Origin of the sequence: Butyrivibrio fibrisolvens, assembly GCF_023206215.1 — a bacterium.
GTDB classification, from domain to species: domain Bacteria; phylum Bacillota; class Clostridia; order Lachnospirales; family Lachnospiraceae; genus Butyrivibrio; species Butyrivibrio fibrisolvens_C.
In genome coordinates this window covers 2,739,121-2,765,678 of record NZ_CP065800.1, presented here as the reverse complement: position 1 = coordinate 2,765,678, position 26,558 = coordinate 2,739,121, and the positions used below count along the sequence as shown (strand labels likewise).

The 26,558-nt window shown below is 39.6% G+C and carries 21 protein-coding genes; 5 read left to right on the top strand and 16 right to left on the bottom strand.

The annotated features are described in order from the left end of the window. Positions 1-13: 13 nt before the first annotated feature. From I7804_RS11400 to I7804_RS11375, 6 genes are all read right to left on the bottom strand, one after another. On the bottom strand, positions 14-904 hold the full coding sequence (locus I7804_RS11400; protein WP_248403574.1) for a DUF4261 domain-containing protein: 891 nt from the start codon (positions 902-904) through the stop codon (positions 14-16). Between the two features lie 195 nt (positions 905-1,099). Continuing rightward, positions 1,100-1,750 (bottom strand): response regulator, encoded by a 651-nt coding sequence (locus I7804_RS11395; protein ID WP_248403572.1) that lies wholly within the window; start codon positions 1,748-1,750, stop codon positions 1,100-1,102. A gap of 91 nt (positions 1,751-1,841) precedes the next feature. Then, positions 1,842-2,687, bottom strand: a complete 846-nt coding sequence (locus tag I7804_RS11390; protein ID WP_248403570.1) for a sensor histidine kinase — start codon at positions 2,685-2,687, stop codon at positions 1,842-1,844. Positions 2,688-2,840: 153 nt separating this feature from the next. Continuing rightward, positions 2,841-4,004 carry an ABC transporter permease gene (locus I7804_RS11385; protein WP_248403568.1) on the bottom strand — a complete coding sequence of 388 codons (1,164 nt, stop codon included), beginning with the start codon at positions 4,002-4,004 and terminating at the stop codon, positions 2,841-2,843. Next, a complete protein-coding gene (locus I7804_RS11380; protein WP_248403566.1) occupies positions 3,991-5,139 on the bottom strand; it encodes an ABC transporter permease in 1,149 nt (382 codons plus the stop codon). Before I7804_RS11380 ends, I7804_RS11385 begins: the two co-directional genes overlap by 14 nt. Next, complete coding sequence (locus I7804_RS11375; protein WP_248403564.1) at positions 5,139-6,080, bottom strand: ABC transporter ATP-binding protein; 942 nt, start codon at positions 6,078-6,080, stop codon at positions 5,139-5,141. Before I7804_RS11375 ends, I7804_RS11380 begins: the two co-directional genes overlap by 1 nt. Before the next feature lie 407 nt (positions 6,081-6,487). Between I7804_RS11375 and I7804_RS11370 the strand changes: the two genes are divergently transcribed. Both I7804_RS11370 and I7804_RS11365 read left to right on the top strand, forming a co-directional pair. After that, on the top strand, positions 6,488-7,915 hold the full coding sequence (locus tag I7804_RS11370) for an MFS transporter (RefSeq protein ID WP_248403562.1): 1,428 nt from the start codon (positions 6,488-6,490) through the stop codon (positions 7,913-7,915). 100 nt (positions 7,916-8,015) lie between these two features. Next, positions 8,016-9,275, top strand: a complete 1,260-nt coding sequence (locus tag I7804_RS11365; RefSeq protein ID WP_248403560.1) for a carboxylesterase family protein — start codon at positions 8,016-8,018, stop codon at positions 9,273-9,275. Here I7804_RS11365 and I7804_RS11360 read toward each other — a convergent pair. The 4 genes from I7804_RS11360 to I7804_RS11345 all read right to left on the bottom strand — a co-directional run bounded on the left by I7804_RS11360 (position 9,220) and on the right by I7804_RS11345 (position 13,188). Then, on the bottom strand, positions 9,220-10,413 hold the full coding sequence (locus tag I7804_RS11360; RefSeq protein ID WP_248403558.1) for a helix-turn-helix transcriptional regulator: 1,194 nt from the start codon (positions 10,411-10,413) through the stop codon (positions 9,220-9,222). The genes I7804_RS11365 and I7804_RS11360 overlap by 56 nt on opposite strands. Before the next feature lie 201 nt (positions 10,414-10,614). Beyond that, positions 10,615-11,127 carry a nitroreductase family protein gene (locus tag I7804_RS11355; RefSeq protein ID WP_022755605.1) on the bottom strand — a complete coding sequence of 171 codons (513 nt, stop codon included), beginning with the start codon at positions 11,125-11,127 and terminating at the stop codon, positions 10,615-10,617. A 162-nt stretch (positions 11,128-11,289) separates the two neighbouring features. After that, complete coding sequence (locus I7804_RS11350; RefSeq protein ID WP_027208037.1) at positions 11,290-11,592, bottom strand: Dabb family protein; 303 nt, start codon at positions 11,590-11,592, stop codon at positions 11,290-11,292. 267 nt (positions 11,593-11,859) lie between these two features. Next, positions 11,860-13,188 carry an MATE family efflux transporter gene (locus I7804_RS11345; protein WP_248403557.1) on the bottom strand — a complete coding sequence of 443 codons (1,329 nt, stop codon included), beginning with the start codon at positions 13,186-13,188 and terminating at the stop codon, positions 11,860-11,862. A gap of 358 nt (positions 13,189-13,546) precedes the next feature. Here I7804_RS11345 and I7804_RS11340 point away from each other — a divergent pair, with 358 nt between their 5' ends. Continuing rightward, positions 13,547-15,538 (top strand): FAD-dependent oxidoreductase, encoded by a 1,992-nt coding sequence (locus tag I7804_RS11340; RefSeq protein ID WP_248403555.1) that lies wholly within the window; start codon positions 13,547-13,549, stop codon positions 15,536-15,538. Between the two features lie 160 nt (positions 15,539-15,698). Here the strand turns inward: I7804_RS11340 and I7804_RS11335 are convergent, their stop codons facing one another. The 6 genes from I7804_RS11335 to I7804_RS11310 form a co-directional block, all read right to left on the bottom strand. Further along, entirely contained in the window at positions 15,699-17,819 is a 2,121-nt protein-coding gene (locus tag I7804_RS11335; RefSeq protein ID WP_248403553.1) for a discoidin domain-containing protein, read from the bottom strand. 263 nt (positions 17,820-18,082) lie between these two features. Then, on the bottom strand, positions 18,083-19,993 hold the full coding sequence (locus I7804_RS11330) for a hypothetical protein (protein WP_248403551.1): 1,911 nt from the start codon (positions 19,991-19,993) through the stop codon (positions 18,083-18,085). A 30-nt stretch (positions 19,994-20,023) separates the two neighbouring features. Beyond that, positions 20,024-21,568: a hypothetical protein gene (locus I7804_RS11325; protein WP_248403549.1), complete on the bottom strand. Its 1,545-nt coding sequence runs from the start codon at positions 21,566-21,568 to the stop codon at positions 20,024-20,026. A 165-nt stretch (positions 21,569-21,733) separates the two neighbouring features. Next, positions 21,734-22,087, bottom strand: coding sequence for a DNA/RNA non-specific endonuclease (locus tag I7804_RS11320; protein WP_248403547.1), 354 nt, complete (start codon positions 22,085-22,087; stop codon positions 21,734-21,736). A gap of 219 nt (positions 22,088-22,306) precedes the next feature. Then, complete coding sequence (locus I7804_RS11315; RefSeq protein ID WP_248403546.1) at positions 22,307-22,777, bottom strand: hypothetical protein; 471 nt, start codon at positions 22,775-22,777, stop codon at positions 22,307-22,309. A gap of 338 nt (positions 22,778-23,115) precedes the next feature. Next, positions 23,116-24,525: a glycoside hydrolase family 53 protein gene (locus I7804_RS11310; RefSeq protein ID WP_248403544.1), complete on the bottom strand. Its 1,410-nt coding sequence runs from the start codon at positions 24,523-24,525 to the stop codon at positions 23,116-23,118. A gap of 170 nt (positions 24,526-24,695) precedes the next feature. On the opposite strand from I7804_RS11310, the gene I7804_RS11305 reads away from it, so the two are divergent. Beyond that, positions 24,696-25,550: a helix-turn-helix transcriptional regulator gene (locus tag I7804_RS11305; RefSeq protein WP_248403543.1), complete on the top strand. Its 855-nt coding sequence runs from the start codon at positions 24,696-24,698 to the stop codon at positions 25,548-25,550. Positions 25,551-25,699: 149 nt separating this feature from the next. Next, positions 25,700-26,557 carry a LysR family transcriptional regulator gene (locus I7804_RS11300; protein WP_248403541.1) on the top strand — a complete coding sequence of 286 codons (858 nt, stop codon included), beginning with the start codon at positions 25,700-25,702 and terminating at the stop codon, positions 26,555-26,557. The last annotated feature ends 1 nt before the right edge of the window (position 26,558 follow it).

Here is a 26,558-nt window from a genome sequence, read left to right as displayed (position 1 = left end):
CCAAGCCATACAATTAACGCTTACCTGATGCAAATTCTCCTGTATTTACATCAATTACTGCTCTTTCAGGTTTCATCATTGCATCCGTATAATAAACCTTCCATTTAACGTCAGGATTTATCTCACCATCAACATTTCCATTAACAGTATCACCCGATTTTATAGGATTTTCATTTTCGAACATATAACAGAGAAGGCTGTAAGCACTTTGAATTGCATTATTCGGATTCATTCCATGGAAATAATATTGAAGATCCGGCATAAAAAATGTACTCATTCCCAATGTATCTACTAAATAATCATCTGAGTCCTGATTCTTAAAATATCTTGCATGTACAGCATAGTATATGAATTTTGTTTCTTTTGGATATGAATTATTAAGAATTTCTTCTCTTGTCATCATCTTCTTGGAATTCTCAAAAAGAACTGCTTTACAAGATGGGAACATTTCAACTAATGCTTCTGCATAATTAACAAGCATATCGGCACGATCTTTATAATACATTCCAACTGCCATCATATCATTAGCAATAACCTGATATTTACATGTGTTTAGAATCTGTTCGGAATCTTCACAATCCCACAACTGACTTCTGGAAACATCATCCAATAAAGGCTTTTCTATCTTCTGACATTCTGTAATCATTAATTGAGGCGGAGCATCCTCAGCATCTTTAAAATGCGTTGTATAATTTAAAGCAAGAAAACCTGTCATATTATTTTCAAATTTATTACACTGCACATCTCCAAGGTGCTTTTCCATGATTTTTACCATAGATTCCTTTTCAGGAATAACACACTTATCTTCCATCAGAAGATGAATTATAAAAACAGGATCCGGCCCAATATATTTCTGCTCAGAATCCTGTTTTTCTTCTTTTTTCTTTTTCTTAAAAAATAACATTTAAACTCTTCTCCCTTTCTTTGTTGTATGAAACTTTTTCATATTCCTCTACTTTATAATATTCAAAGTTCTTATGTCAATGAGATGGGAAGCTTTTCTAATGAACTCACGACTAAAGTCACGAGAATGCGCCGCCGCAATTTTCAAAAAACGGGGGCTGTATAAGCCCCCAAATCTATATACATATCAATATTGTCACTGATGATTTTTGAGATAAAAAATCGCAAGCTGTGTCCTGTCACGCAGTTCCAGCTTTTCAAGTATAGTAGACAGATAGTTCCTGACTGTACCTTCTGACAAAAAGAGCTTTCCGGCAATCTCTTTATTAGAATATCCCTCTGCTACCAGCTGGATAACCTCAAACTCTTTTTCTGTAATATCTTTGGACTCATAATCAAATCCTGATTCTCTGGATTGAGCCTCGTTCATAAGCGCAGGAAGCTTGTCTACAACAGCTCCTCCGAATACGCTCTGGCCATTTAATGCAGCTTTGATCGCAGCCGGAAGTGATTTATAGTCCTGCTTCAGAAGATATCCTCTAACGCCAAGTTTTAGAGCTTTCACAATATATTCATCATCAGAGAATGTTGTCAAAAAAAGTATCACAGCGTCCTTGTGCCTTTTTAATATCTCTTCTGCAGCTTCAAGTCCATTCATATCGGCCATTCTGATATCCATAAGAAGAAGGTCCGGGCTTAGCTTGTCATATAAATCTATACCTTCTCGTCCGCTGCCACCCTTACCGACGACGTTAAAGCCTTCTTCTGCATTTATGATCATCTCAAGTGACATTGTGATAAGTTCATCATCATCTACTAATAGTATCTTTTTATCTTCTGCCGGCATAGTACGTAATCCTTATTTCTATGTTTAATTTTATATCTTTATTTGTATCTCTATGTTCTTGAAAATGGTTCCTTAACTCCATCCCCAGGGGTCATTTTGGTCTCTGGGGATCATTTATGGGGAGGCGCGCAAAGACTGTGAAGCCGTCGTTTGTATAGAAGTAGGCATCGCCGCCAAGACTTCTTGCCCTGTTTCTGATATTCTCAAGTCCTATACCGTCAAGAGTGCCGGATGAGATCTTTTCTTTCTGAGCATCAGACAGATGTCCATTATCAGTGACAGAAAGGCTACAAAAGCTATAGTTCCTCTGAAGTATGATGGAGACAGTGTCTGCACTTGAATGCTTTAATATGTTAGTAACTGCTTCTTTTAGTATACCGATCAGAGACAGCTTTATCTTTGTAGGAACAGACTCGTCAAGATCAAGATCTGCAAGGACTTTATAGTCTTTAAGTTCTCCTATTATATCATCAAAGTTCTTCTTAAGGTCTATAGAATCGTCGTGAAGATCATGAACTGAGGCTCTCATCTTCTCCATAGACTCATCCAGAGTTCCTGCCAGCATCTCAAGCTGCGAACTTATAGAAGCATCCTTGTTGACAGTCTTGATAGCTCCAAGTAGAAGGATTGCTCTTGACAGAAGGTGGCCTACATTGTCATGGATCTCTCTTGCTATCCTGTTGCGCTCAGCAAGTGTAGCAAGGTGTACCTGCTGGTCCTGCTCTGACATAAGGCGTCTATTCTTGTCTTCAAGCATATCTTCCAGTTCCTTGCTGTCATCTCTTGTCCTAAAAAGAAGTGTCTTGTATTTCATCATGATCTCATACAAGATGATAGAGACAACTGTAAAGGCTCCAAGTATCACGATTGCCCATAGCTTTAACGTGTCATAAGGATTTCCCCAAACATACGCACCTGCTATCGCAAAAGGGATCAAGGTAACAAAACTGTAAACTCTTTTATCATTAAAAGAAGACTTACTTCAAGTATCAAAAAAATGCAAACAGACACTACAACCGAAGAGGTTGTAATGCCATTTGCATTTGCTATAGTAATAAGTCCTGCCGCCGCCAGAAGGCGGATAATCACATCATAGAGCATATTGTTCCTTTTTCCTTGTAATGATCATGCCTGCTGCTAAGAAAGTAAGGCCAAAGAGAACTTCTATAAGAAGATATGTTCCAAAACGTCGTCCCATAATGCTGTCAACCGGCGTGTCATTGATAAAATCCAAAGCTCTTGTATACCAGTAAAGAGGCATGAAGTGAGCTGCCTTGACAATACCGTCAGACAGAAGCTCTTTATCAATAAACACTCCGCATAGAAAACTCATGGACAATACCAGCATATTGGATATCATGTTGATAAGATTCTCGCTGGATGATATCGAGCAGATAAAATATGCCATTCCAAGTCCCACCAGCATCAGAGCGTAGGTATCAAGTGCATAGTATAGGAGCTTTTCATTAGCATATTCAAGGCCCATAAGCTGGATGACCAGAATTACAAAAGAAGTGATCGCAAAGCCCACGAAGGTTACGCCTCCGATAGTTGCTGCATTTCTGGTCATAAAGTGCATTCCACTAACTGAGATACGCTTTTTGACATCTTTGTTCTTCATAAAAGTCAGAGTACTTGCACAGCAGATGCACAGGAGCATCATAAGTGTGTATCCGTTAAATGTGAACATGGATGTATAAAAAGAACGATGGTTATCATCAGATGTATCAAGTACAGATGCCTTAGTACCACTAAGCTCTAACATCTGATCATACGTAAGTCTTATAGCCTCATCCTCGCTATAACCACTATTTAAATATATCACAACGTCCTGCAGATAGTCATCAAGCTTTTGGGTTAATAGGAACTGTGATGCGGTGGTACCCGGTGCTATATATGTAAGAGCACCTTCCGTATTACCGGATAAAATATTTTCTTCGAACCCCTCAGGAATTATAAGAGCATATTCATAGATAAGGAATCTTACATTATCATTCATAGTCTGAGGATCATCGGTCTTTGGATCTACAACTTCCTGAGTGCTTTCAAGATAGCTTACAAGAGCTCTGCTTAGTTTAGAGTTATCCTTGTCTGTTACAGCCACTTTGACAGTTACTTCTTCAAAGACATCTTCTTTTGTAGTAACCGTAGCTCTTGCCTGCATATTTCCAAATACTGCAAATATGGAAAAATAGACTATTATGGTCATTATATTGGATTTAAGAGATTTAAGTATCGCATTAAAGACTGACATATTTTCTCCTCCTTAAAAGGAATGCACTGATGATAAGACATCCGGCGATCATACCACTCATAATATAAATATCCTGATAGTATATATCTGTTTTGCCATAAGCAGCTCTTGTATACAGACAGTCTACAAGAAGCGCTGCGGGATTGATCTTATTTAGTATAGGGAAGTTCGCTTCAATAAGCTGCCTTATCTGGTGCCACATAAGGCCGCTGCAAAAAGAGCATGTCATAGTAAAAGCAAGAGGCACTACTACAAGCAGCCTTTCATTTCTGATCAAAGAGCCCATAAGTACACCTGCTGATATTCCAAGTCCGCTTCCAAGAGTAGTCAGGAAGATTATGTTAAGAAGCGGAGCTCCAAGATGTATCTTCAAGATATACTCAACATATACAACAACTATTGCATTAGAGACAGCTTGCAGTGTAAGACCTGCTAAGATTCCTGCCGCAATTGACAAAAGCTTACTTGCCGGTGAACACTCAAAACGCTTGCCTCGCTCAGTCAGATTGGCACACATTCCTTCCAGCATCGCCGTACTTATCCAGGAACTAAAAAGTGAAGCCATCGCTATAAGAGCAAAGAAGTATTGAAGGTACTGGGAAGTATTATTGCCAAATTCGTGTTCTTTAAGGACTTTAAGATCACCGGATATCATCTCCATAGAACTTTCAAGCTTATCAGGATGGTCTTTGGCTATATTTTCTATAAGTGTTACTTTGTTCTCATACTCTCTTACTATCTGATTAAGAGTTGTCGTCTTATATCCGTTAAAAGGAACGATCGTCTCTACATCGCCGTTATCATCAACATATATTCCATACAGACCATCTTCTCCTTTTAGGTCCTTTAGTGCTTCCTCTTTGGATGGATATTCATGTACATTAAGTATCTTCTCATGATCGTCATTTTCTTTAGAAAGCTCATCCAGCATCAAAGTAAAGCTTGTATCAACGTCTCCTGTATTAACATATCCAACATCTATTGCTTTAAATGTATCTGGATCTTCTGCGATCATATTTCCAAATCCCATATAAAAAGCTGTTGCCAGAACGATCGGGAACAAGAAGTTCCATCCAACAAGATATCTGTTTCTTGCAAGCTCTTTTAGTTTGTATATATAAATACGTCCAAACATCAGTCTCTAAGCTCCTTTCCTGTTATCTCAAGGAATACGTCATTAAGTGATGGAAGCTGTGTTGATACATGTCCAAATGGGATATGATTATCAGTAAGATATCCAAGGATGTGTACAAGGTTGTGTTCTCCGCCATCGCACTTGATCACAAGATCATCACCATCCTCTTTGACCTTATATACATGATTTATCTCTTTGATATCACCTATGATCTTGTCTGATCTGTCAGGAAGGCCGACCCTTATCGTCTCACGACTTATAAGAGATGACTTGAGCTCTTGTGAAGTGCCGCTTGCTACGTTTCTGCCATGATCCATGATGACTACTCTGGTACAGAGCTCTTCAACTTCTTCCATATAGTGGGATGTATAGATGATCGTAGCTCCTGCCTTATTCATCTTCCTGATTCCTTCAAGGATCGCATTTCTTGACTGGGGATCAACAGCAACTGTCGGCTCATCGAAGATGATAAGCTTTGGCTTATGAGCGATACCGCAGGCTATGTTAAGTCTTCTGAGAAGTCCTCCTGAGAGCTTTTGAGGCTTGTACTTCTTGTACTCTGTAAGACCTGTAAACTCAAGAGCTTCCTCTACATATTGTTTTCTTAAGGCTTTATTTTTAATATATAATCCGCAGAAAAAGTCTACATTCTCATATACATTCAAGGTATCAACAACTGCTACATTCTGCATTACTACGCCAATCTGTGACTTGATATCGTAAGCCTCAGGCTTCATCTCTTTGTCAAAAATAGTGACTGTCCCCTTATCATATTGAAGTAGTGATAACAGGCAGTTGATCGTTGTGGTCTTGCCTGACCCGTTTGGTCCAAGAAGTCCTAATATCTCTCCTTCCTGTACATTAAGTGAAAAGTGGTCAACTGCAACTTTGTCTCCGTATCTTTTTACCAGATTATCGATTGCTACTACGCTAGTACTCATATTCTTCTCCCTTTATGATTAGTTAGTTATATACCTTTTTATCCATTGTCTCGTGGATGACTTGTTATGAGACTATAATACATATAGCAGTACTTATAAACCAGTGAACATCGTCATCATTTATAATGACAATTGTCATATCTGATTCATAAAAAATTCTGCTTTGCTGGATTCTTGCGTTTTTCCCTTTGGCCACAAGAAATCATGATTTCTTGGTTATGAATGTCTACTGCCAAAAATATTCTTTTCTTGCTATTTAGCAGATTCTGACACAAAGTATTATGCATAACATGATATACACTATATAATATATTGTTATATTCTGTCTCATTTTTTTCTATTTACAGTTGCTTGTTAAAAATATAATTAGCGTACTAAATATACTTTTAACAAAAGGAGCAATTGTAATGAAAACGCAGCAAAAAAAAGAAATACCAACCGAAGCATCATCAGCTTCACGAAAAGAAACAAAACTTTCCTTTCTGGAACAGTTTGGATATTTTAGTGGCGACTTTGGAGGTAGTCTTGTAAACCTCTACATAAGTGCCTTCTATGTTACATTCTGTACATACGTTCTTGGCATCAGTCCTGCATGGATGGCAACACTTATCTTCGTCGCCAAGATATGGGATGCCATCAACGATCCTATGATCGGTTCACTACCTGACAGATTCAAGATTGGCAAGGGCACAGACAAGTTCAAGCCCTGGATCAAATTGTTCATGGTGCCTCTGGCGCTTACAGGCCTTATGTGCTTTACTAATACAACTTCTATGCCTGATATTATCAAGCATGCATGGGTCGCTGTATCCTACATTCTCTATGGAATGGCATATACAGGTGTATCAATGCCTTACGGCGCTATGGCTTCTGTTATCACAGACTCACCTGTAGAAAGGACCAAGCTTTCAAGAGCAAGAGCTTTCGGCGGAATGGGCGTTGGTATCCTTTTCATCCCTCTTGTATCTCTTGCTATCTGGGACGAAGCAGGTAATCCAAATGCAAAGGGATATTTCCTTATGGCGATCGTAGCAGGCGTATTGTCAGTGATCTTCTATCTTATCCTTCTTGGTCTTACCAAGGAAAGAATCCATCAGGAACACAGATTCGCAGGTGCATCTGCCCGCAAGTACAGCCTTACACATGTTGTTAAGGAAGCCTTCACTAACAGAGCCCTTATTGCAGTTATGATCGCGTCTATCGGCAGCATGTTCGCAAGTGCACAGAGCATGAACAACTTCCTTTACAAAGAGTACTATCATATGCCCAAAGCAATGGCAGCATCTTCAATGATCAGCCTTCCTATGATGTTCGTGGCATTCTTTGCAGTACCACGTCTTGCTAAGATCGTAGGTAACAGGAAGCTCATTATCTACTCAGCATTTTACAGTATCATCGCATTCGGTATCTTATTCTTCATAAGGATCCCTAACTGCTATGTATTCATGTTTGTAAATACTGTTGCAAACCTCGGACTTACAACCTTCACAATGCTCGTATGGGCACTTGTAACAGAATCAATCGATTACCAGGAATATAAGACCGGCGAGCGCTCAGATGGAACTATGTATTCTATTTATACATTCTCCAGAAAAATAGGTTCCGCAGCCGCAGCTTCTATCTCAACAGCCCTCATTGGAACAGCCGGATTTGTAGCTGGTGCCAAAGAGCAGATCCCGGAATTTGGCGAGAACATAAGAAAACTTGTAATCCTTATGCCTTTATTGGGCGCAGTCGTGATCCTTGTAAGTATCCTTCTCATCTACCCTCTTACTAAGAATAAGTCCGATGAGATGTATGCAAAACTTCATGAAATGCATGAATCGAAGAACTAAAAATATGAGCTACTAAACATAACTTCAGAAATCCGTAGCTATTGCGGATTTCTGAATGTACAAGCATTAAATCATACATAGCAATATAAGGAGAAACAGCATGAATACTATCATCCGCGATACAGACCTTGGACAGATCAAGGGACTTGAACTTGATGATAATACAGTCCAGTTTAGAGGCATCAGATATGCTACTGCCAGAAGATTTGCTTATCCAGAGCCTGTGACGAGTTTTGATGGCATCTATGATGCTACCAGATTCGGCAATGCCTGCCCACAGTTTAGAACCTACGATCCGGAAGATCAGAAGGATCCTGCTCCTTTCTATTACAAGGAGTTTAGAGAAGGTGCAGAGTTTACTTATGATGAGGATTGTCTTTTTCTTAATATATATGCACCAAAGGATGCCAAGAAAGCCCCTGTTATCATCTACATCCACGGCGGTGCCTTCCTTGGCGGATGCGGCAATGAGAATCATATGGACGGTACAGCCTATGCCCGTAAAGGTATCATATTCGTATCTATAAACTATAGACTTGGCGTACTTGGTTTTCTGTGTGACCGAAAGCTTACCAAGGAATCAGGTCATAGCGGCAACTACGGCTTATATGACCAGCTTGAAGCTATCAAATGGGTTCATGATCATATAGAGAATTTTGGCGGTGATAAGTCCAATATAACACTCTTTGGCCAGTCAGCAGGAGCTATGAGCATACAGCAGCACTGCTTCTCCCCTCTTACTAAGCCTTATATTCAAAAGGTATATATGGCAAGCGGCGCAGGAATCGGCAAAGAATTTGCAGGTGTAAGTCCTGTAGAAGACAGTTATGACTATTTTGAAAGACTTACAAGCCTTCTTGGAGATGAGCCTGAAGACTTTAGACAGGTTCCTGTCAAAGAACTTATAGAAAAGTTCCAGAGCGTGATAGACAGAGATCTTATGTCACATTGCTGCCCGCATATAGACGGACTTATCATACCCAAAGATCCTGCACAGTCATTAGAAGACAAGGACTACGCAGATGTTCCATATCTTCTTAGCACAAACTCAGAAGATATGGCGCCGCAGTTCCTGCATCAGATGAGCAAAGACTTCTGCAATACTGTAAATAGGAACGGAGGCAGAGCCTACTACTTCTACTTCTCAAGAAAACTCCCCGGAGATGACAAGGGAGCTTTCCACTCAGCAGAGCTTTGGTATACGATAGGATCCATACGAAAGTGCTGGCGTCCTATGACACAGGAAGACTTTGATCTATCCGATAAGCTGGTAGATATGATCTGCGAATTTGCAAATACAGGGCTTATATCTTGTAGCTCTTACGATACGCCCCTGGCGTCATTTGAAATTCAGCCTTAAATAGTTTGACAAAATAATTGGCATCAGGAATGCCAACACTGCCGCTGATCTTCTGAATCTCATCGCTTGTAGAGATAAGAAGACCGGCGGCTTTTTTTAGTCTTACTTTTCTAAGATACACAGCCGGAGTAATACCTGTTTCTTCTTTAAACTGTGCGATCATGTAACTTTCTGTGATATTTAGCTCTTTGGCAATATCCTTGATAGTAAGCTCATTCATATAATTTTGATTGATAGAATACATGATACTCTGAGTCATCGCAGAGTATTTCTCGTTCTTAATAGATCTCACCATCTCACAGAACTCTTTTAACATAGTCTCACAGGCATCTATCATCTGCTTCTCACTCTGCGCAGCAGCTATTGCTTTAGATTCCTTGGTTGTGATCTTATGTATGATAGGTGCAGGAACTCCCGCTTCATAAGCTGCTATCCTACTCATAGCTCTGTTAACAGCAAGTCCCAGTCTTTGGTCTTCCATATTGAACTTCTTGGTCCACATTCCGGAAGCATTCTCAGACAAAAGTTTTCTATAATGCAGCACCTCCTGAGTATTGCCGCGTTTGATGGCATCCATATACTGTCTTTCAGTCATATAGTGAGTTTCAAGATTGGCATTACTAAGCTTCACCAGCTCATTGTCATGGATATCTTCGCTGCTGTCATCCTTATATCTGGTATAATGTTCAGTAAGATTCTCAAGATCAAGACTTCTCAGTATTCCGCGGAGTATCTTCTCCATAATACTCTCATGTATCACAGGATATCGGCCATAATAGATAAGGAGGTTCTGAGCATCCATATTCTTTCTGTCTATCTTATTGCAGATCTGGATGCTCCGCCCGATCGTCATCTCTTCTGCAAGATAAGGACCTAGTATTACAGGTTTATCTTCATAGTAAAAAAGGATGATCCTTACATGGAGAATGTCTTCGAAATAGTTAACATTATCATGGTGACTCTTATCAAGTATCAGTTTAAGAGCATCTTCTGTAAGCCATGACTGTGCATCTATTACTCTATTGTTACTGCAGAATCTTTCGATATCTTCATATCTATCAAAAGTCGTATAATCTATATTAAAAATATCATGAATAAGATTCATTGTTACTGTTAACTTGTCAAGTTCCTTTTCCATATAAGTTCCTTCTTAATAAATATTTAGCGGCTCCATAATACAGAATCATTGATTGAATCAGATGTTGCAAAGCTGCAGCGTCCCATGATAGACACAAGCTCAGCTGTCATGGAATTAATCTCCTTGTTATCTTGTTGGAATCGTTGTTACCAGCCATACACACCTCCAATATTAAGTTATAGAACCCCATAACCCGCCTGATTACAGATAGCTTACAGTTTCAGACAGATCTTTTCTCTTACCATGATTCTCAAGTGGACCAGCTCCCTCTGCTGCAAATCCAAGGTCAAGGAGCATTAGGATCTCTTCATTGTCAGGAAGTCCAAGTTCCTTGGCAAGTTCATCAGGATCAAAGAAGTTGATCCAGCAGCTGTCAACACTTTCATCAGCCGCAGCCAGGATCATGTGAGTTGCAACTATAGTTGCATCTTCAACGCCAGAATCTCTCTTTCCACCCGGATAAGTAAATACATTGTTCTTGTCAAAAGCTACAGCTATAACTGTAGGCGCACCGTATCTGCAAGGTGTAGCCTTATCAACCTTGGAAAGTGCATCTTCTGATTCGAGCACATAGATATGCTGCTCCTGAAGATTCTTGGCAGTAGGAGCAAGTCTTCCGGCTTCAAGGATATGCTGAAGGCTAGCCTTGTTGACCTTTCTGTCACTGTACTTTTTGCATGAATAACGATTCTGAATTACATCTTTAAATTCCATCTTCTAGTCCTCCTGTCTCATAGAGATCTTATTATGTTCTTATTTTACGATATGACTCATCATTCTGTACTCCTCATCTCCCAAAGATAATGGCATTCAGAATAATAGCTTATAATATGAGGTAAGTGTAAAAAGTTCCTTTTGACACCTAAAAACCACTTATTATACTATATAATCCAGACAGCTTCTAAGCTTGGTATAAGGCCTCACCTTAGTATCAGCTACAGCCACATGTTCAGGATGAGTCGCATAATTTTTAAGCGCATCTTCGCTTTCAAAAGTTGAATCAAGCATCAGATCAGCATTAGAAGAAGGAAGACCTTCTATATTAACCTTGATCTCCACAATCCCCGGAACTTTACCCTTTAGTCCCTCAAGACCTTCCTTGATATTCTTTTTGATATCAGCCTTCTCAGAATCAGAAAGCTCATCCTTTAATGTCCACAAGATCACATGCTTTACCATAAGTGTTATTTCCTTTCTATTGATAGTTATAATCATTTACATAAATCTCATTATTCTCATGTATCATTATAACTAATGCATTTGGAAAAAAATATATTTTTAATAACTTAATAAATAAAAAAATCCGACATCCACTAAGGAGTCGGATTTTTAAACTTTGCTTACGAAATAAAACCATAGGCCAAAATCACTTTACAGGTCTTGCATTGTATGACGTAAGGGTCAAAAGGAACTTTTGACACCTGCCTCATTATATATTTCTGTTACTCACACTATTTCTTTCCAAAGAAAGACTCTAAACAGCAAAAAGGCAACAACTGTAGTGATTATATCAGCAGTAACCTGCGCTGCAATAACACCGTTAAGTCCTGCAGTCATAGATAGAATTATAAGTGCAGGCCAAAAAGCTATCCCCTGTCTGCAGGATGATAAGATAAACGCACCTGCCGCCTTACCTGTTGCCTGAAATGTACAGATAACAATAAGACATATCCCCATGAGCGGCATACCAAGAAGCTGGAATATAAGCATCCTCGCACCCATATCTATCATATCAGGGTCAGTCAGAAATCTTCCAAGTATGACTTTTGAAAAAAGAGACAGAAGAAAAAGTGCTGCAAGTCCTGTTCCACCTGTAAGAGCCATTCCAAATCCCATGATCTTCTTAAGCCTGTCCTTAAGCTTTGCTCCATAGCAGTATCCGATAAGAGGCTGACCGCCAAAAGCAAGACCCACGATAACAAGTACAGCAATGTTAACGATCTTAAGGACAATACCCATAATGGCGATATTGTCATCGCCGTAAGGTTGCAGGTATCTATTGGTGAGGGTAATACCAACTGTCTGCATCAGATTCGTAATACTTGAAGGAAGTCCTATAGCCAGAACTCCAGAGAATGTCTGCGCGTCAAAGCTAAGGCCTTTCGGATCTATAGAGAGCACATCACTCTTTTGGACAATGATTATGACAAAAAATACTGAGGTGACAACATAACCTATAGCAGTTGCCATAGCCGCACCAGCAGCGCCAAGTCCAAGTCCAAAGATGAAGATAGGATCAAGGATTATATTAACAACAGTTCCAACAACAGATCCTACCATCGATTCCATAGCCTTACCTTCTGCTCTTAAAAGGTTAGAAGGAACCAGTGAAAAGATGACAAAAGTTGAAGCAAGAATAAGCCATGTATAGTACTGCTGCGCATAATCATAAGTATTATCAGTAGCTCCAAGGAGCATAACTACCTGCTTTTTAAATACCAGCATAAGTATAGTAAAAATAATACCTGTGATAATAGAAGTATATATACAAAATGTACTCTTACTCCTTGCTCCATCTCTGTCATGTGATCCAAGAACTCTTGAGATCACAGAGCTTCCGCCAATTCCAAATATATCTCCTATTGCCAGAAGCAGCGTAAATAAAGGTGCGCACAAAGATACTCCTGCAATAAGATCCGTATTACCTGTCAGCGCGATAAAATAAGTATCCACAAGATTATAAATAAGAGTAACTACCATACCCATAACAACAGGCAGCGCCATCTTCATATAAGCCTTGGGAATCGATGTTTTTTCAAATAATTCGTTTTGCATTGTTTTATATCCTTTCCAACATATTATCTTTTTGAGCAAAAAAATAATCCATGACCCGAGATGGATTATGGATTTCCTAACCGTGGCCAGCAATGCCAGCCCTACTACAATATTATTTTCACTTAATCCTAGCACTTTTTAGCTATATGAGTCAATAACCGAAATGTTTTGTTTATCTCTATCAACCTTTTGTTGATGGCTCATAGCACGTGAATAATATAAAATTAATGCATATGATAAAAGTTTAACAAAGGCAAGTTAATCTTTTTCGCCCGGCTTATGAAGCATGCTACATACGCATGTTTCGATATTTTTTTACCATTATATACAAATAATAAACAGGTAGGAGGACAATTTAATGAAGTATCAGGGACTTTTTGAGCCTATCAAGATCGGTAAGCTCGAAATCAAGAACCGCTACGCTATGGCACCCATGGGACCACTTGGTCTTGGCGACTGCGAAGGCGGCTGGAATGACAGAGGTATTGATTACTACACAAGACGTGCCAAGGGCGGTATCGGTCTTATCATCACAGGTGTAACATTCTCAGACACTGAGGTTGAGAAGCCTTCTTTCCCTAATACACCTAACTCAACTTACAATCCGGTTCAGTTCGTAAGAACAAGCCGTGAGATGACAGAGCGTGTACACGCTTACGGTTCTAAGATATTCCTGCAGATGAGCGGTGGATTCGGACGTGTTACTATACCTACAAACCTTGGAGAGTTCCCTCCTGTATCTGCTTCTGCTATCCCACACAGATGGCTTGACAAGACTTGCCGTCCACTTACTGTAGAAGAGATCCACGGAATCGTAGAGAGCTTTGGTAAGGGTGCTTACAATGCTAAGCGTGCAGGTTTCGACGGCGTTGAGATCCACGCTGTACACGAAGGATACCTTATCGACCAGTTTGCTATCTCCTTCTTCAATCACAGAGAAGATGAATACGGCGGATCACTTGAGAACAGACTCAGATTTGCTAAAGAGATCCGTGAAGAGATCGCTAAGACTTGTGGCTGGGACTTCCCTGTTGCAATGAGATTCTCACTTAAGAGCATGGTCAAGGACTTCCGTGAAGGTGCTCTTCCGGGCGAAGAATTCGAAGAAAAAGGCCGTGATATCGAAGAAGGTATCGAGGCAGCAAAGCTTCTTGAGAAGTTCGGCTATGACGCTCTTGACGTAGACGCAGGAACATACGATGCATGGTGGTGGAATCACCCTCCGATGTACATGGAGAAGGCTCCTTACAAGGAATTTGCACGTATCACTAAGGAGAATGTAAACATCCCTGTTATCATGGCAGGTCGTGTAGATAACCCTGATACAGCGATTGACTGTCTTAACAAGAATATCTGCGACATGATCTCCCTTGGTCGTCCTACACTTGCTGATCCTGATATTGTAAACAAGATCCGCAGAGGTAACCTCTCACAGATCCGTCCATGTATCAGCTGTCAGGAAGGATGCATGGGTCGTATCCAGACTTACTCTCTCATCAACTGCGCAGTTAACCCTCAGGCAGGCAAAGAGAGACTTAACAAGTACAACCCTGTTGTTAAGAAGAAAAAAGTCCTCGTAGTAGGCGGCGGTGTTGCAGGTTGTGAAGCTGCACGCGTACTTGCAGAAAGAGGTCATGAGCCTGTCCTTTATGAAGCATCAGACAGACTTGGCGGCAACCTCATCCCTGGCGGTGCTCCAGCATTCAAGGAAGACGATATCGCACTTGCTAAGTGGTACGAAGATGAAATGGTACGCCTTAATGTAGAAGTTCATATGAATACTAAGGCTACTGAGAAGGAGATCCTTGATAGTCAGTATGATGCTGTTATCCTTGCTACAGGTTCTCGTCCTAAGATGTTCTCACTTGGCGATGATGACAAGGTTTACTCTGCAGAGCAGGTACTTCTTGGCAAGAAAGATGCCGGAGACAAGGTAGTTGTAGTCGGCGGCGGTCTTGTAGGATGCGAACTTGCACTTGACCTTGCTCAGAAGGGCAAAAAGGTAACTATCGTAGAAGCTCTTGATAAGCTCATGGCAGTTAACGGACCTCTCTGCTCAGCTAATAAGGAAATGCTTGAAAAACTCATTCCATTCAACGGAATCGACGTTGTTACAGGTGCTAAAGTTACAGAATACAAGGACGGCGTATTAAAGGCATCTGTAGGCGAAGGAACTAAAGAGCTTGAAGCTGACAGCGTAGTACTTTGCGTAGGTTATGCAAGCGAGAATACACTCTACAACCAGTACAAGAATGATGTAGACGAGATCTATCTTCTTGGCGATGCTAAGCAGGTATCCAACATCATGTATGGTATCTGGGATGCATTCGAAGTTGCTAACCACATCTAATCCCCCAAAATAACCACTACTACAGCTTTGTATATAGCTGAAATTTTTTTCATAACCTCCCTTTTTTAATATATATAAGCTCTCATCAGATGTAACTTCTGGTGAGAGCTTTTTGGTTTTATCAAATGTTACAATGTATCTAACTTTTCTTAAACTAAACTCAATAAACCAGCAGTTCGCTAACGCAGGTATCATCGTACTTGGCACCTTTCTCTGCACCTGTGATCGTAACAACTATCGTATCTGTCATAACAGGCTCATCAAGCTCGATCTTGGTCCTGTTACTATCAGCAAGATTATCTGAGCTAAATCCCTCATAGCCATAGCCATCTACGTCACCTTTAACCACGTTTCCACCGCCAAAATCAACGCTTACCTGAGTCAGACGTCCGTTATTATTGTACTGCTCGTAGCTTGCAGTATATCCGTTGCAGATAAGTACGCCGTATACGAGCTGCTCTTTTTCCAAATGGATTGTAATAGTCTCGCCTACGCCTGTACCCTTTGCGCCTTCAGCCCAAATTGTTGTATAGTCGCCGTCGATAAGGTTATCAGCGGAATAATCATTGCCGCCTTGCGAAGAAAGTATCGAAGACGCCTCTACAGAAGAAACATCTATAGTATCTTCGCGATACCATCCAAATACAACCGTCACGCCAAATCTGCTGTCCTTATTCTTGGCAAAAAGAATATCCGCATAGCCTACAAAAGCTTCATCGCCTCCATTACTTTCATAAAATCCGGGGCCTGTGTAAAGGATATAGTCATCATCTTCAAAAAACTGCATATGCTCAACAAGTTCCCAGGCTTCTCCATCAGCATAAAGAGGATAATAATACTCATCGTCTACATCCTCATGTTCGCCTGGAGTAAAGTTATCTTCACCATAGAAATCTTTGAATATATCCAATGCAATATCCAAAGGAATTGCCGTTTTGTCATTAACAGTCTCGCAGACATCTTCATAGATACCCTTCTGATCCCAGGTTACATAATCCACAATGTGGTAGCGAAGAGATACCTTATCACTATTGTCCATATCAGCAAAGGTTATGCCTTCGTAATCAAGAATACAGGAAAACGTAACGCACTCTGCCATTTCCTTAAGAATATCTTCGTTATCAGGAATCACAGGTTCAGAAGATCTAAGCTCATATATCTTCTCTTCATAAGTATGGGCATCACCACTTGATGCAGATTCTGAATCCTTATCATCACTATCAAGAAGCTGCAGATAATAGATACCGCCGTAGTCAGAATCAAACACTCCCGCTTCGCTATCACCCCAGACGTTAACGTACAGTCCTGTATTTAGATCATACGTTGCATTTTTATATTCATAATTTCTTCCTGATCCTTCAGTTTCCATGTGATAATTGATATTGATTATCCCATTATCTCTCTTGATGATCTGGTCAATGGCATATCCTTCTTCCTTGATTTCTATAATAGGGTCATTCTCAATCAGTTTTGAAAGCTCATCTTCACTGATCTCAACCGCTCCGTACTCTTCAAAGTCACCTGTCTCACTACTGTAATAAAAGTAATACGGCTTCCAGGTATGTCCGGTCCATGTACCTTCTTCTGCATCGCCCTCAAAATCGCAGTACATGTCATATGCACTGACCGTTATATTAAGATCACCCTTTTCCTTGCCAACATAAGATGATCCAAGATACGATACTCTTGATTCTATGCACTTCTCACCATCCACATAATAAATATTTGATACATCTGCTGTTGCATACAGATCCCTGAAGACAACGAAATTTCTATCCTCTTCCTGAAGTATGGAAAAAATATTCTCGTTCTCACCAACTAAAAAGCTAAACTCATCATGAATCTTCTCACATCCAGATTCATTAACAAACCACACCGTACCATCACAAGATCCCCAATCAGGATCTGCTTCGCTGCCTACAAACATAAAACCTTCATACGCGCCGTCATCATCAAAATCATCTACAAGATAGTACCTGACTTCCTCCTCATCACTCTCCGCGCTTGAAGCCACTTCTTCTATAAACTTTTCTGTGATCTCTTCTATTGATACTTCATCTTTACTATCTGAATCAGAAGTCTTATTTTTACTATTATTCTTCTGCTGTCCGGCAGCTCCGCTTTTACCATCCTGACTGCTATCCTCACCTTCCGTTCCGGACGATTCCTCGTTAGAAGTCTCGCTTAAACTAAGTGAACTCCCACACGCAACTGCATTAGTCACAAGTGACGTGAAGGAAATTATTGCTACCATTTTCATCAATTCACTTTTTTTCTTCATCTCATTACCCCTTCATTAATCGAGTAGGCTGACTCCTACTCGATTTCGCACACGAACATTCCGCACTTAGTGCTCCATGTTCTTACGACCGGCAAATGAATTTGTATGCAAGCATCCATTCGCTTGCCGGTCTTGTGCAACAAAAACTATTACCTAAATAAACGCTTCAGTGCGAACTGCCACAGCCCCTACGACGAATGGCAAGGTAGCCCGAGGATTATATCAGCGGCATCTTCCGTCCTATCACGACACTTTATGCCAGCTCACTCTACAAACAAGCAGTGCTGATATGTTTCGCCGCTGATCATGGTTACGTCCCACGTTGATACAACTTCTTTGAAATTATCATCATAAGTCGTAACATAAACTGTATAAAGCGGCATTCCTTCAGATACTGTCATAAGATATGCCCTGCCTCTGCCTTTGTCTAAATAGTCATATGCTACGATATCCCCATCAGCATCTTTTATTTCAAAATAAGTATTATCTGACAGAGCAACGATCATCACCTTATTAACAGCACTTTTGTCAAGTGCCCCCATAACATAAAACATATCACCAGTCCAAATCTGCGGATCTGTTAATATAAAGAACTTTGCATCATCAGGAGCATATTCCATAAATCTTCTATAGTCACTTGCCCTTCCTGAATCCATATAATCGCTGTATGCATTCATAGCGCCGTCACGTCTTTCAGGCAGTTCAAAAGTTTCTTCCTTGGTCTCTTCATCTTGTTTTTTATCATCCCATATAACATATGTACACTTTACACTCTTGCCATCATCTGTAAATTCAAGACTTTCGATCTCTTCACAATCGATGTAGTACATAAGATCCCCGCACAGGTCTCTTATTTCATTTCCATCTGAATATATAGCAGTTGTAAAGTCGTCGCCAATCCATATGAGGTTATTTCCATTAAAATATTCCTGACCTATTTCACCCCTGAATTTGTCGAAAACAAGATATGAATTCTCATGATGTGATATATAGCACTCTATTATTATTTTGCCATAAGCGCTGTATAAATTATTGATCTTCATGCCTCCGCCAAGATCTGAGACATCTATATCAATACCATTATAAGTAAATGTCTCTCCTTCAAAAGATACTTCCGGATCAAGATCGCCAAGATCATACATTCCGTAGAAAGCGTCATCAACTTCCTGAATATCCTCGATAACACCATCAGATGAAACCTTAAGAAGGCACATATATCTTGGATTTTCCATATCAAGTCTCCGACCGTTTAAGAGAAGCTTTTTGTCTATATCTTTTGAATACTCATAATAAGCAGATCCCATTTCCTCTGGCATAAATGCAGCCGCTGTATATCGATTACATGTATACTCATTCTCATCATCCCACGTAAGCGGCTTCATCTCCTGAGCCCAAAGTCCCTTATCATCAGCCTTCCATACCCATGCATAGAACTCGCCGTCTTTAATCTCTGCCTCTGTATCCGCATCGCTTTTTCTGTGCATGATATAAGAATTGGCCCCCATATGAAAAGATCCATCTACTGTACCTGGAACCTGGAACAGCACGCTACCCGCAAATGTATCGCCGTTCCCTGTTTCCTCCATATAAATATAGTCTTCGCCATCACAGCTTCCATAATAGATCTTGCCATCAGACGAATCCTCGTCTTCTACCACATAGCCACTATATTCAAATGTCATCCCATCAAGCCCTGATACATTCACCGTAAACGTCAGCGGCACATCCTCTTCTACATATAAATGATTAGCCACAAACTCCCCAGTACAGCTTTCTTTACTCCCCGTATACCCATAGACAAAAGAGCCCTTATCATCAATCTCCATATGAGCATAATCTTCCAACGTAACCGGATTTACAAAATCCCATTCTCCCTCCATGAATGCAAAAAGCTCCTCTTCAGACTCAGGTACCTTTAAGCCTTCAGCGTCAGAGTTGTCATTATCCTTTGAATCATCTTCTTTTTCATCAGAAGCTTTTGATGATGAATCATCAGTTTTACCATCTTTTGCATCCTTATCCGAATCTTTTTTATCTGACTCATCATCTGCATCCTCATCAACATCTTCTTCCTTATCATCCGAAGAAAATGCAGAAGCTATATCACCACATCCTGTAAGAAGCGTAGCTCCTAGTGTACATGTCATAAACAGTGCAACTATTTTTCTTTTCATAATATGCTAAACCTCCTCTTGATAATCCATTTATAAACTGTCAGCCCGCAGGAATCCCCTCGACAACCTCACTCCATATACTTCTTTATCATCAGACTTGCCACCTTTATTATCTGCTTCTTCACTATCTTCGTCACCATCTTCATCTATTTCAGTAAGAGTAAGTTTACCATCTTCAGAAACGCTTAAATAACAAGCGATCGACTCTCCTTCTTCGCCGCCGACTTCTTCTATTACCAAAACTTTATTCATATTTACAGGAAGGAATACCGGTGCAATATCTTCAGAATCTTCTGCATTATCCCATGAATAGGCAAGTCCTGCGTTTATGCCATCACCATCTTTTATCCTTCCATCTTCAAGAATATAACAGCTCATCTCCCCATAACCGAATTCGTCATGGTCTTCGATGATCAGATTTTTATCACCCTTATGATATAGGAAAAAATTGTAATCGCTGGCGCTGCCTTCATATTCAGGGCTATATGACTTGCTGTCTTCTTCGTATGCCAAATGAAATCCTGAAACGTACAAATACTCGTACTCACCGCCGGTGTTAAAACTATATGTAACTGATGCTATTACGCTATTTTCTTCTCCATCGCCATTTGCATCAAAATAGGTCCGATCTCCTGTAGGCATCTGCATGACCCATTCATCAGGTATATCTTTTGAAAACTCTTCGTTAAAAATAGTATTGTCTGCATCTTCACAGAATAAAACTGTAGCGCTGGCGCACATAGGTGAAAATACATTAGAATCAAACCAGAAAGTTACGCCCTGAGGGTCCAGAGTAAAAGAACATTTGCCGTCTTCAAGGCTATCTTTGATCTCTTTTACAAAATCCTCTGCGTCCTTGTTTGAATATTCGCCCATATAAATAAAGAGATCATCATCTACGACGGCTTTGACCTTCTCAGATAGAATGGCATAAAAAGCATCTTCATCTGCCACAATGTCAGAAAGTTCTATCTCCTTACCACTTTCTACGTAGTAAGAATGGGCTATGAATGAATAATAGTCAAAGTCAAATGTACCGAAAGTACAACATTCATTTATAAAACTAAAATATTTGCAATCAGCTCTTCTAAAGAATGTATAGTAATTAGCATCAAATGTATAATCATCGCTTCCTGATAAATCTTCCTTAGCTTGGTCAAAACATTCGCTTTCAAGCGCTAATATCTCTTCATTTGCACTTTTAAGTGCTTTATCAAGAGCTTCATGTCTTTGGGCATATTCTTTGTCCAGAGTCAGATAGTTATAATTAACATGGATCGCCGGATTATTCTTGCTGTTCACAGCGTAGTCGGAATCTGTATGAAGTAAAAGAATCGGGATATTATCAGAAGGATCTGATGTTCCATCAGCTTTTGGAACTTCCTCAGATCCTATAGATTTGTTTTCAGATAGATTAGCTTCAGAATCTTTTGTAGTGGAATCAGATACGCTGGTATCATCAGAATCTGCACCACCGCCTCTTGTTAACAACTTGCCACAGCCTGTAGTAAGAGAACACGCCATGAACATAGACATGGTTATTGACAATAACTTACGCATCCTGTTATTACCCATATAGTTTCCTCACACTTAACTTCGATTTTGAAAAAATGAGAAAAATAGTTCCATTATTTAGTGTAAGTTATTGTCAATTAATAATCAATATTTCGTTTTTATCTTGAAGCTAAACATCAAGCAAAAGCTGATATTCAGAAAGCCTTGGATTCAGATTTATCGGAATCACCATACATTGATGGTTTGCTTGAACACTTCCACTCCATCTTTACCTGAAGTGATAGTAATCTTACTTGGTATTGCGCTATTTCCCTTATACTCAGGTGTACAATCAAATGATCGCGCTTTTCCTTGTTTTACGAGTTCCGCAAGAATATCGTCATAGCCTTCTTTGATTCTGTTAATCCCTATAGGTACATACAGAATATTTGAATCATCATCTGATCCACCAAAGATCGGAGACATGATGTGCATCCTCTCCAGATTGCCTTTTCTGCATTCCTCTTTTGCCTTTTCAATTGAATCTATTTCCGCAAAGCTCACGTTACGTTTCTTTTTAAACAAATCAAATAATCCCATAATCAACTCTCCTTTGGAATACTCTATCTTCTATTATTATCATTAACTTCATATTCAAGTCAATTGAGTTTTTTACCAGAAAATGTTTACGTTTATGATCTCGCTCTCAATCTTCCAAACCTCCTATAAGTTTATCAATTACGAAAGAAAAGATGGTCGGCAGAAGATACCGACCATTCTCTATGTCTACACCGATCACTTTATTGAGTAAGATAGAACCTAGGTTTTACTGATCCATATATCCACTCCGGAAGCATCCGACTTAATCTCATTAACCGGAAGATCAAGATCAACATACATTTCACGCCCTATGGCGCATATATCAGGATTCATTTCTTTGACTACAGCCTCCAGCTCCTCCAGTATTCTTGCGTATTTTTCCTCGCTACATTCATCAGATAGTTTAAACCATCCATCGTAATGATATTTATCTTTCTTTTTCTCAACAGACACACCAACACGGTTCATAAAATAGTCACTACATGTTATGGTAACAATCCTATTTAATGCTATATAGTCATCAACAAGATTAATATCATCGATATCAACCAGATTGCTATAAGTCCAGTCATCCATAGCTTGTATAGAATCAATATAGTATTCCGGATTTATGTATTTAAGTAATGCTTGCAGGATATCATTATGTATCTCTTTGTCCGATACAAGGCAGAGTTCTATATTTTCTTCCATATTGTCATAATCTCCCTTCAGCTTGAAACTACGATTACTGCTATCGCTTCGCTCTTATAGCCGTTCAGATCATCTTCTACAAGTATCGTCCCCTCTTCTTCTATATCTATGATATCTTATTGTTGTGTCCCCATCATTATAACCTATTCCAATGTGAAACTCATATTCAGGAAATTCTCTTTTAAACAGGCAGCTCCACATATCTGCAATATTTTGTCACTTTATATTTATGTATGAGTTTATACTTTAAATTACATACTCAACTTTTAATAAAAATAGAAATACGGAGTTCAAAAATGAACCCTGTATTTCTATTTTTGTACCCATATTTCTATATTCTATTTTTCGCCATATCTCATATAATTAAATACATTTATAGATTCCAGCGGATGCCCTTCGAAGTCAAAGAATGCCTGGTTATCCCATGAACATCCACCATAATAAACACCTGCATCTTCCGGATCATAGTCTGATGCGAAACTACTGGCCCATCCGCTTCCATATTTTTCCCAAATAGATGAGTTATCAGCACTGGCAGGTCCAACAGGTATCCATGCTCCTTCCCAGTAGAAAACTCCTATTCCTCCAACATCACTTACATGCTGGCATATATCATGAATTATAGATGCCTGTCCCTGTGGCGTTGCAGGATATCCATTTACAAGATCACTTTCTGTCAGACTGTTACCTGAACCATCGCTATCTTCTGTTGTATAACAATAGGATGTTTCTGCAAGAAATACCTTTTTTTCATAACGCTCCTGAATAAGTTCAAGAACACGGCTCATATTATCCATTCCTCCATCCCAGAAAGGATAATAGCTCATTCCTATCATATCGAAATCAAGTTGTGCATCAACAAGACTTTCAACAAGATCAAGGACATCACCTTTACTTGTAATTCTTGTATAGTGAACCACTATATCAATATCCCTGCCATACTCTTCAGATACTTCACGGATGGCCTTACTTCCGGATTTTAAGAGCTCTATTACATTATCCTGGTTATATTCTCCAGCCATTCCATAATTGATCTCATTTCCAATCTGTATCATACCTACATCAACTCCCGCATCAAGGAGCTGAGTCAGGCTATCCTTGGTGTAATCATAAAGGGCCGACGCCTTTTCATCTACACTCATTCCTTCCCATGCTTTTGGAGCATGCTGCCTTTTGGGATCAGCCCAAAAATCAGAATAGTGAAAATCGATCATAACTCTCATTCCATATTCAGTGGCTCTTGATCCAAGTTCTATTGCAGTAGGAAGATCATTATTGCCACCTCCGTATCCATTTCCATTCTCATCATAAGGATCATTCCATACACGAAGTCGGATATAGTTTATTCCTGAATCTGCAAAGGTCTTTAGGGGATCCTGCTCATTTCCATTAAAATCGTAATATTTTACACCGCTATTTTCTTCCACCAGAAGTGAAGAAGCGTCCATTCCGAAAATAAAATCATCAGAAAGTCCCTCTATTGCCGCCTTCCATGTTTCATCTTCAGTATCGCTACTTCCCGATACTTCAGTATTTACTTCTGTCACGTCAGTATTTTGGCTTTCTGTCACTTCTGCCTCCTCATTTTTACCTGCAATGTCAGCAACATTATTTCCATTACTATCCTGCGTAGACGCCTGACCTGAATCTGTCTTAGCATCTGCCACAGTACCGCTTTTGCCGCATCCGCTTATAGCGCTTATTCCCAGGATAGCTGCTATAAAAAGTGAACCTACTCTTCTTTTCATGTTTAACCTCCCTTAAACCCAATTAAATTCAGCAAAAACATATGGATTTTGATAAGACCTGAATCTATATGTTTCTTGATCTTTTACGTCATTTTATCAATTGCATCTCACAAAAAACATAAACAAAGATGTATAATATATGCACATTCTTACCGTTCGAGGTATTTAAAATGTATATAAACTATGGAAATTATCAGGAAGATATACAGGAAGGATATATAAACAAAAGCGTTCCGTTGTGGATCAACAGCTGCGGTACATATAAGCTCATTACCAAAAAGGAAATGCCTACATTCAGACCAAAAGGGCGACTTGACTACCAGCTCATATATATCCATTCCGGCTGCGGGCATTTTATTTTCGATGAAAGTTCACCTATTGTCGTGCCTGCAGGTAACATTGTGATATATCGTCCCAATGAAACTCAGAACTACATATATTATGGCGATGATGAGCCGCTTATTTACTGGATTCATTTCTCCGGAGCTGATCTTGAATATCTACTAAAAAAATATGGACTTAATCCTGACGATAGAACTTTATCCGTCGGTGTAAGTAGCGATTATATACGCCTCTTTAACAAGATCATATTGGAACTCCAGCTTAAAAGGCCTCATTATGACACGGATTCAGCACTTCTTTTTATGCAGATCATTATTTTAATGGGAAGAATACATGAAAAAAGGGAACTGAGCATACCTGCTACAGTTCGCCTTGAGATAGAACATGCTATGGATTATTTTCACGAACACTATCATGATCAGATTTGTATAGAACAGTATTTAAAAGACAATAATCTTAGCAAGAATTCTTTCTTCCATAAGTTTAAAGTCTTCACTGGTGTTACACCGCTTCAATATGTTCTTGATATAAGACTTTCTACCGCCAAGAGATTATTAGTAGAAACAGATTACACCATTAACGACATAGCAATGAGCGTTGGCTACGATAACGCCCTATACTTTAGCAGATTATTCCATAAACACATCGGAAAGTCTCCTCGTGAATTTAGAGCTGGCAGATAAAATCTTAGCAATAGCAAATACAGGTATTATGTCAAGAGGTGCCTGTGTTAACAGAACACGGTATTTTAGTGTTAACAAATCATGGTACTTTAGTTAGCACTATTACCAATAAGCAAAACGAACGCCTGTTTTTATGTTACAATAAACCTATGAATACTCGAAATTTAAAATGTTTTCAAACAGTATATGAAGAAAGAAACCTTCAGATAGCAGCAGGTAAGCTCTTCCTGTCTCCTCAGGGACTTAGCAAGATCATAAAGAGCCTTGAAGATGAATGCGGAGCTGCTTTATTTGTGCGCTCTAAAGAAGGCTTTGTGCCTACAGAAAGCGGCAAAGTCTTCTATGAGAAGTCCAAGGTCATAGTTCAAAGTCTTAACGACATGTTCCAGTCCATCGAATCAATAGGTGATAAAGAAAAGAGGTTCAAAGTAGGATTCGCAGCAGGAACTATACGTGCTATTGATATCCCAAAGGTCAAAAGTTTCATGGAAGAAAACCCTGAGATCCTTGGAAGCTGGTCAGAGTATGAAAATGCCAAAGTCATAGACCAGGTACTTAATGATGAGATCAGCTTTGGTTTTGTAGTAGGTAAGCCCGCGCAGAGCAATATCACTGCCACTTTGGTTCAGTCCCTTGATTTAGTAGTATACATCCACAAGATGCATAGATTCTGGGAAAAGAACACACTTGAAATCAAAGAACTTCGTGATGAAAATCTTATTCTAATGAACGAGAAGCATCACTTATACTATGATGTTGTTAATGCCTGCCACATGTGCGATTTCAAGCCGCACATAGCTGCAACCGTTGAAGAAGGTGAAGCCATGTACAAGCTTGTAGAGAACTGCATAGGAATTGGTATATCTCCAAGATTCCTAAAGGACAATGATAATATCCGTGCCGTAAATCTAAAAGATGCCTATACGTGGGACATTTACGGTATATACCGGAAGGATTCTGCAGATAAAGATATTGCAGAACGTTTTCTTACCGCTTTAAAATCCTGAT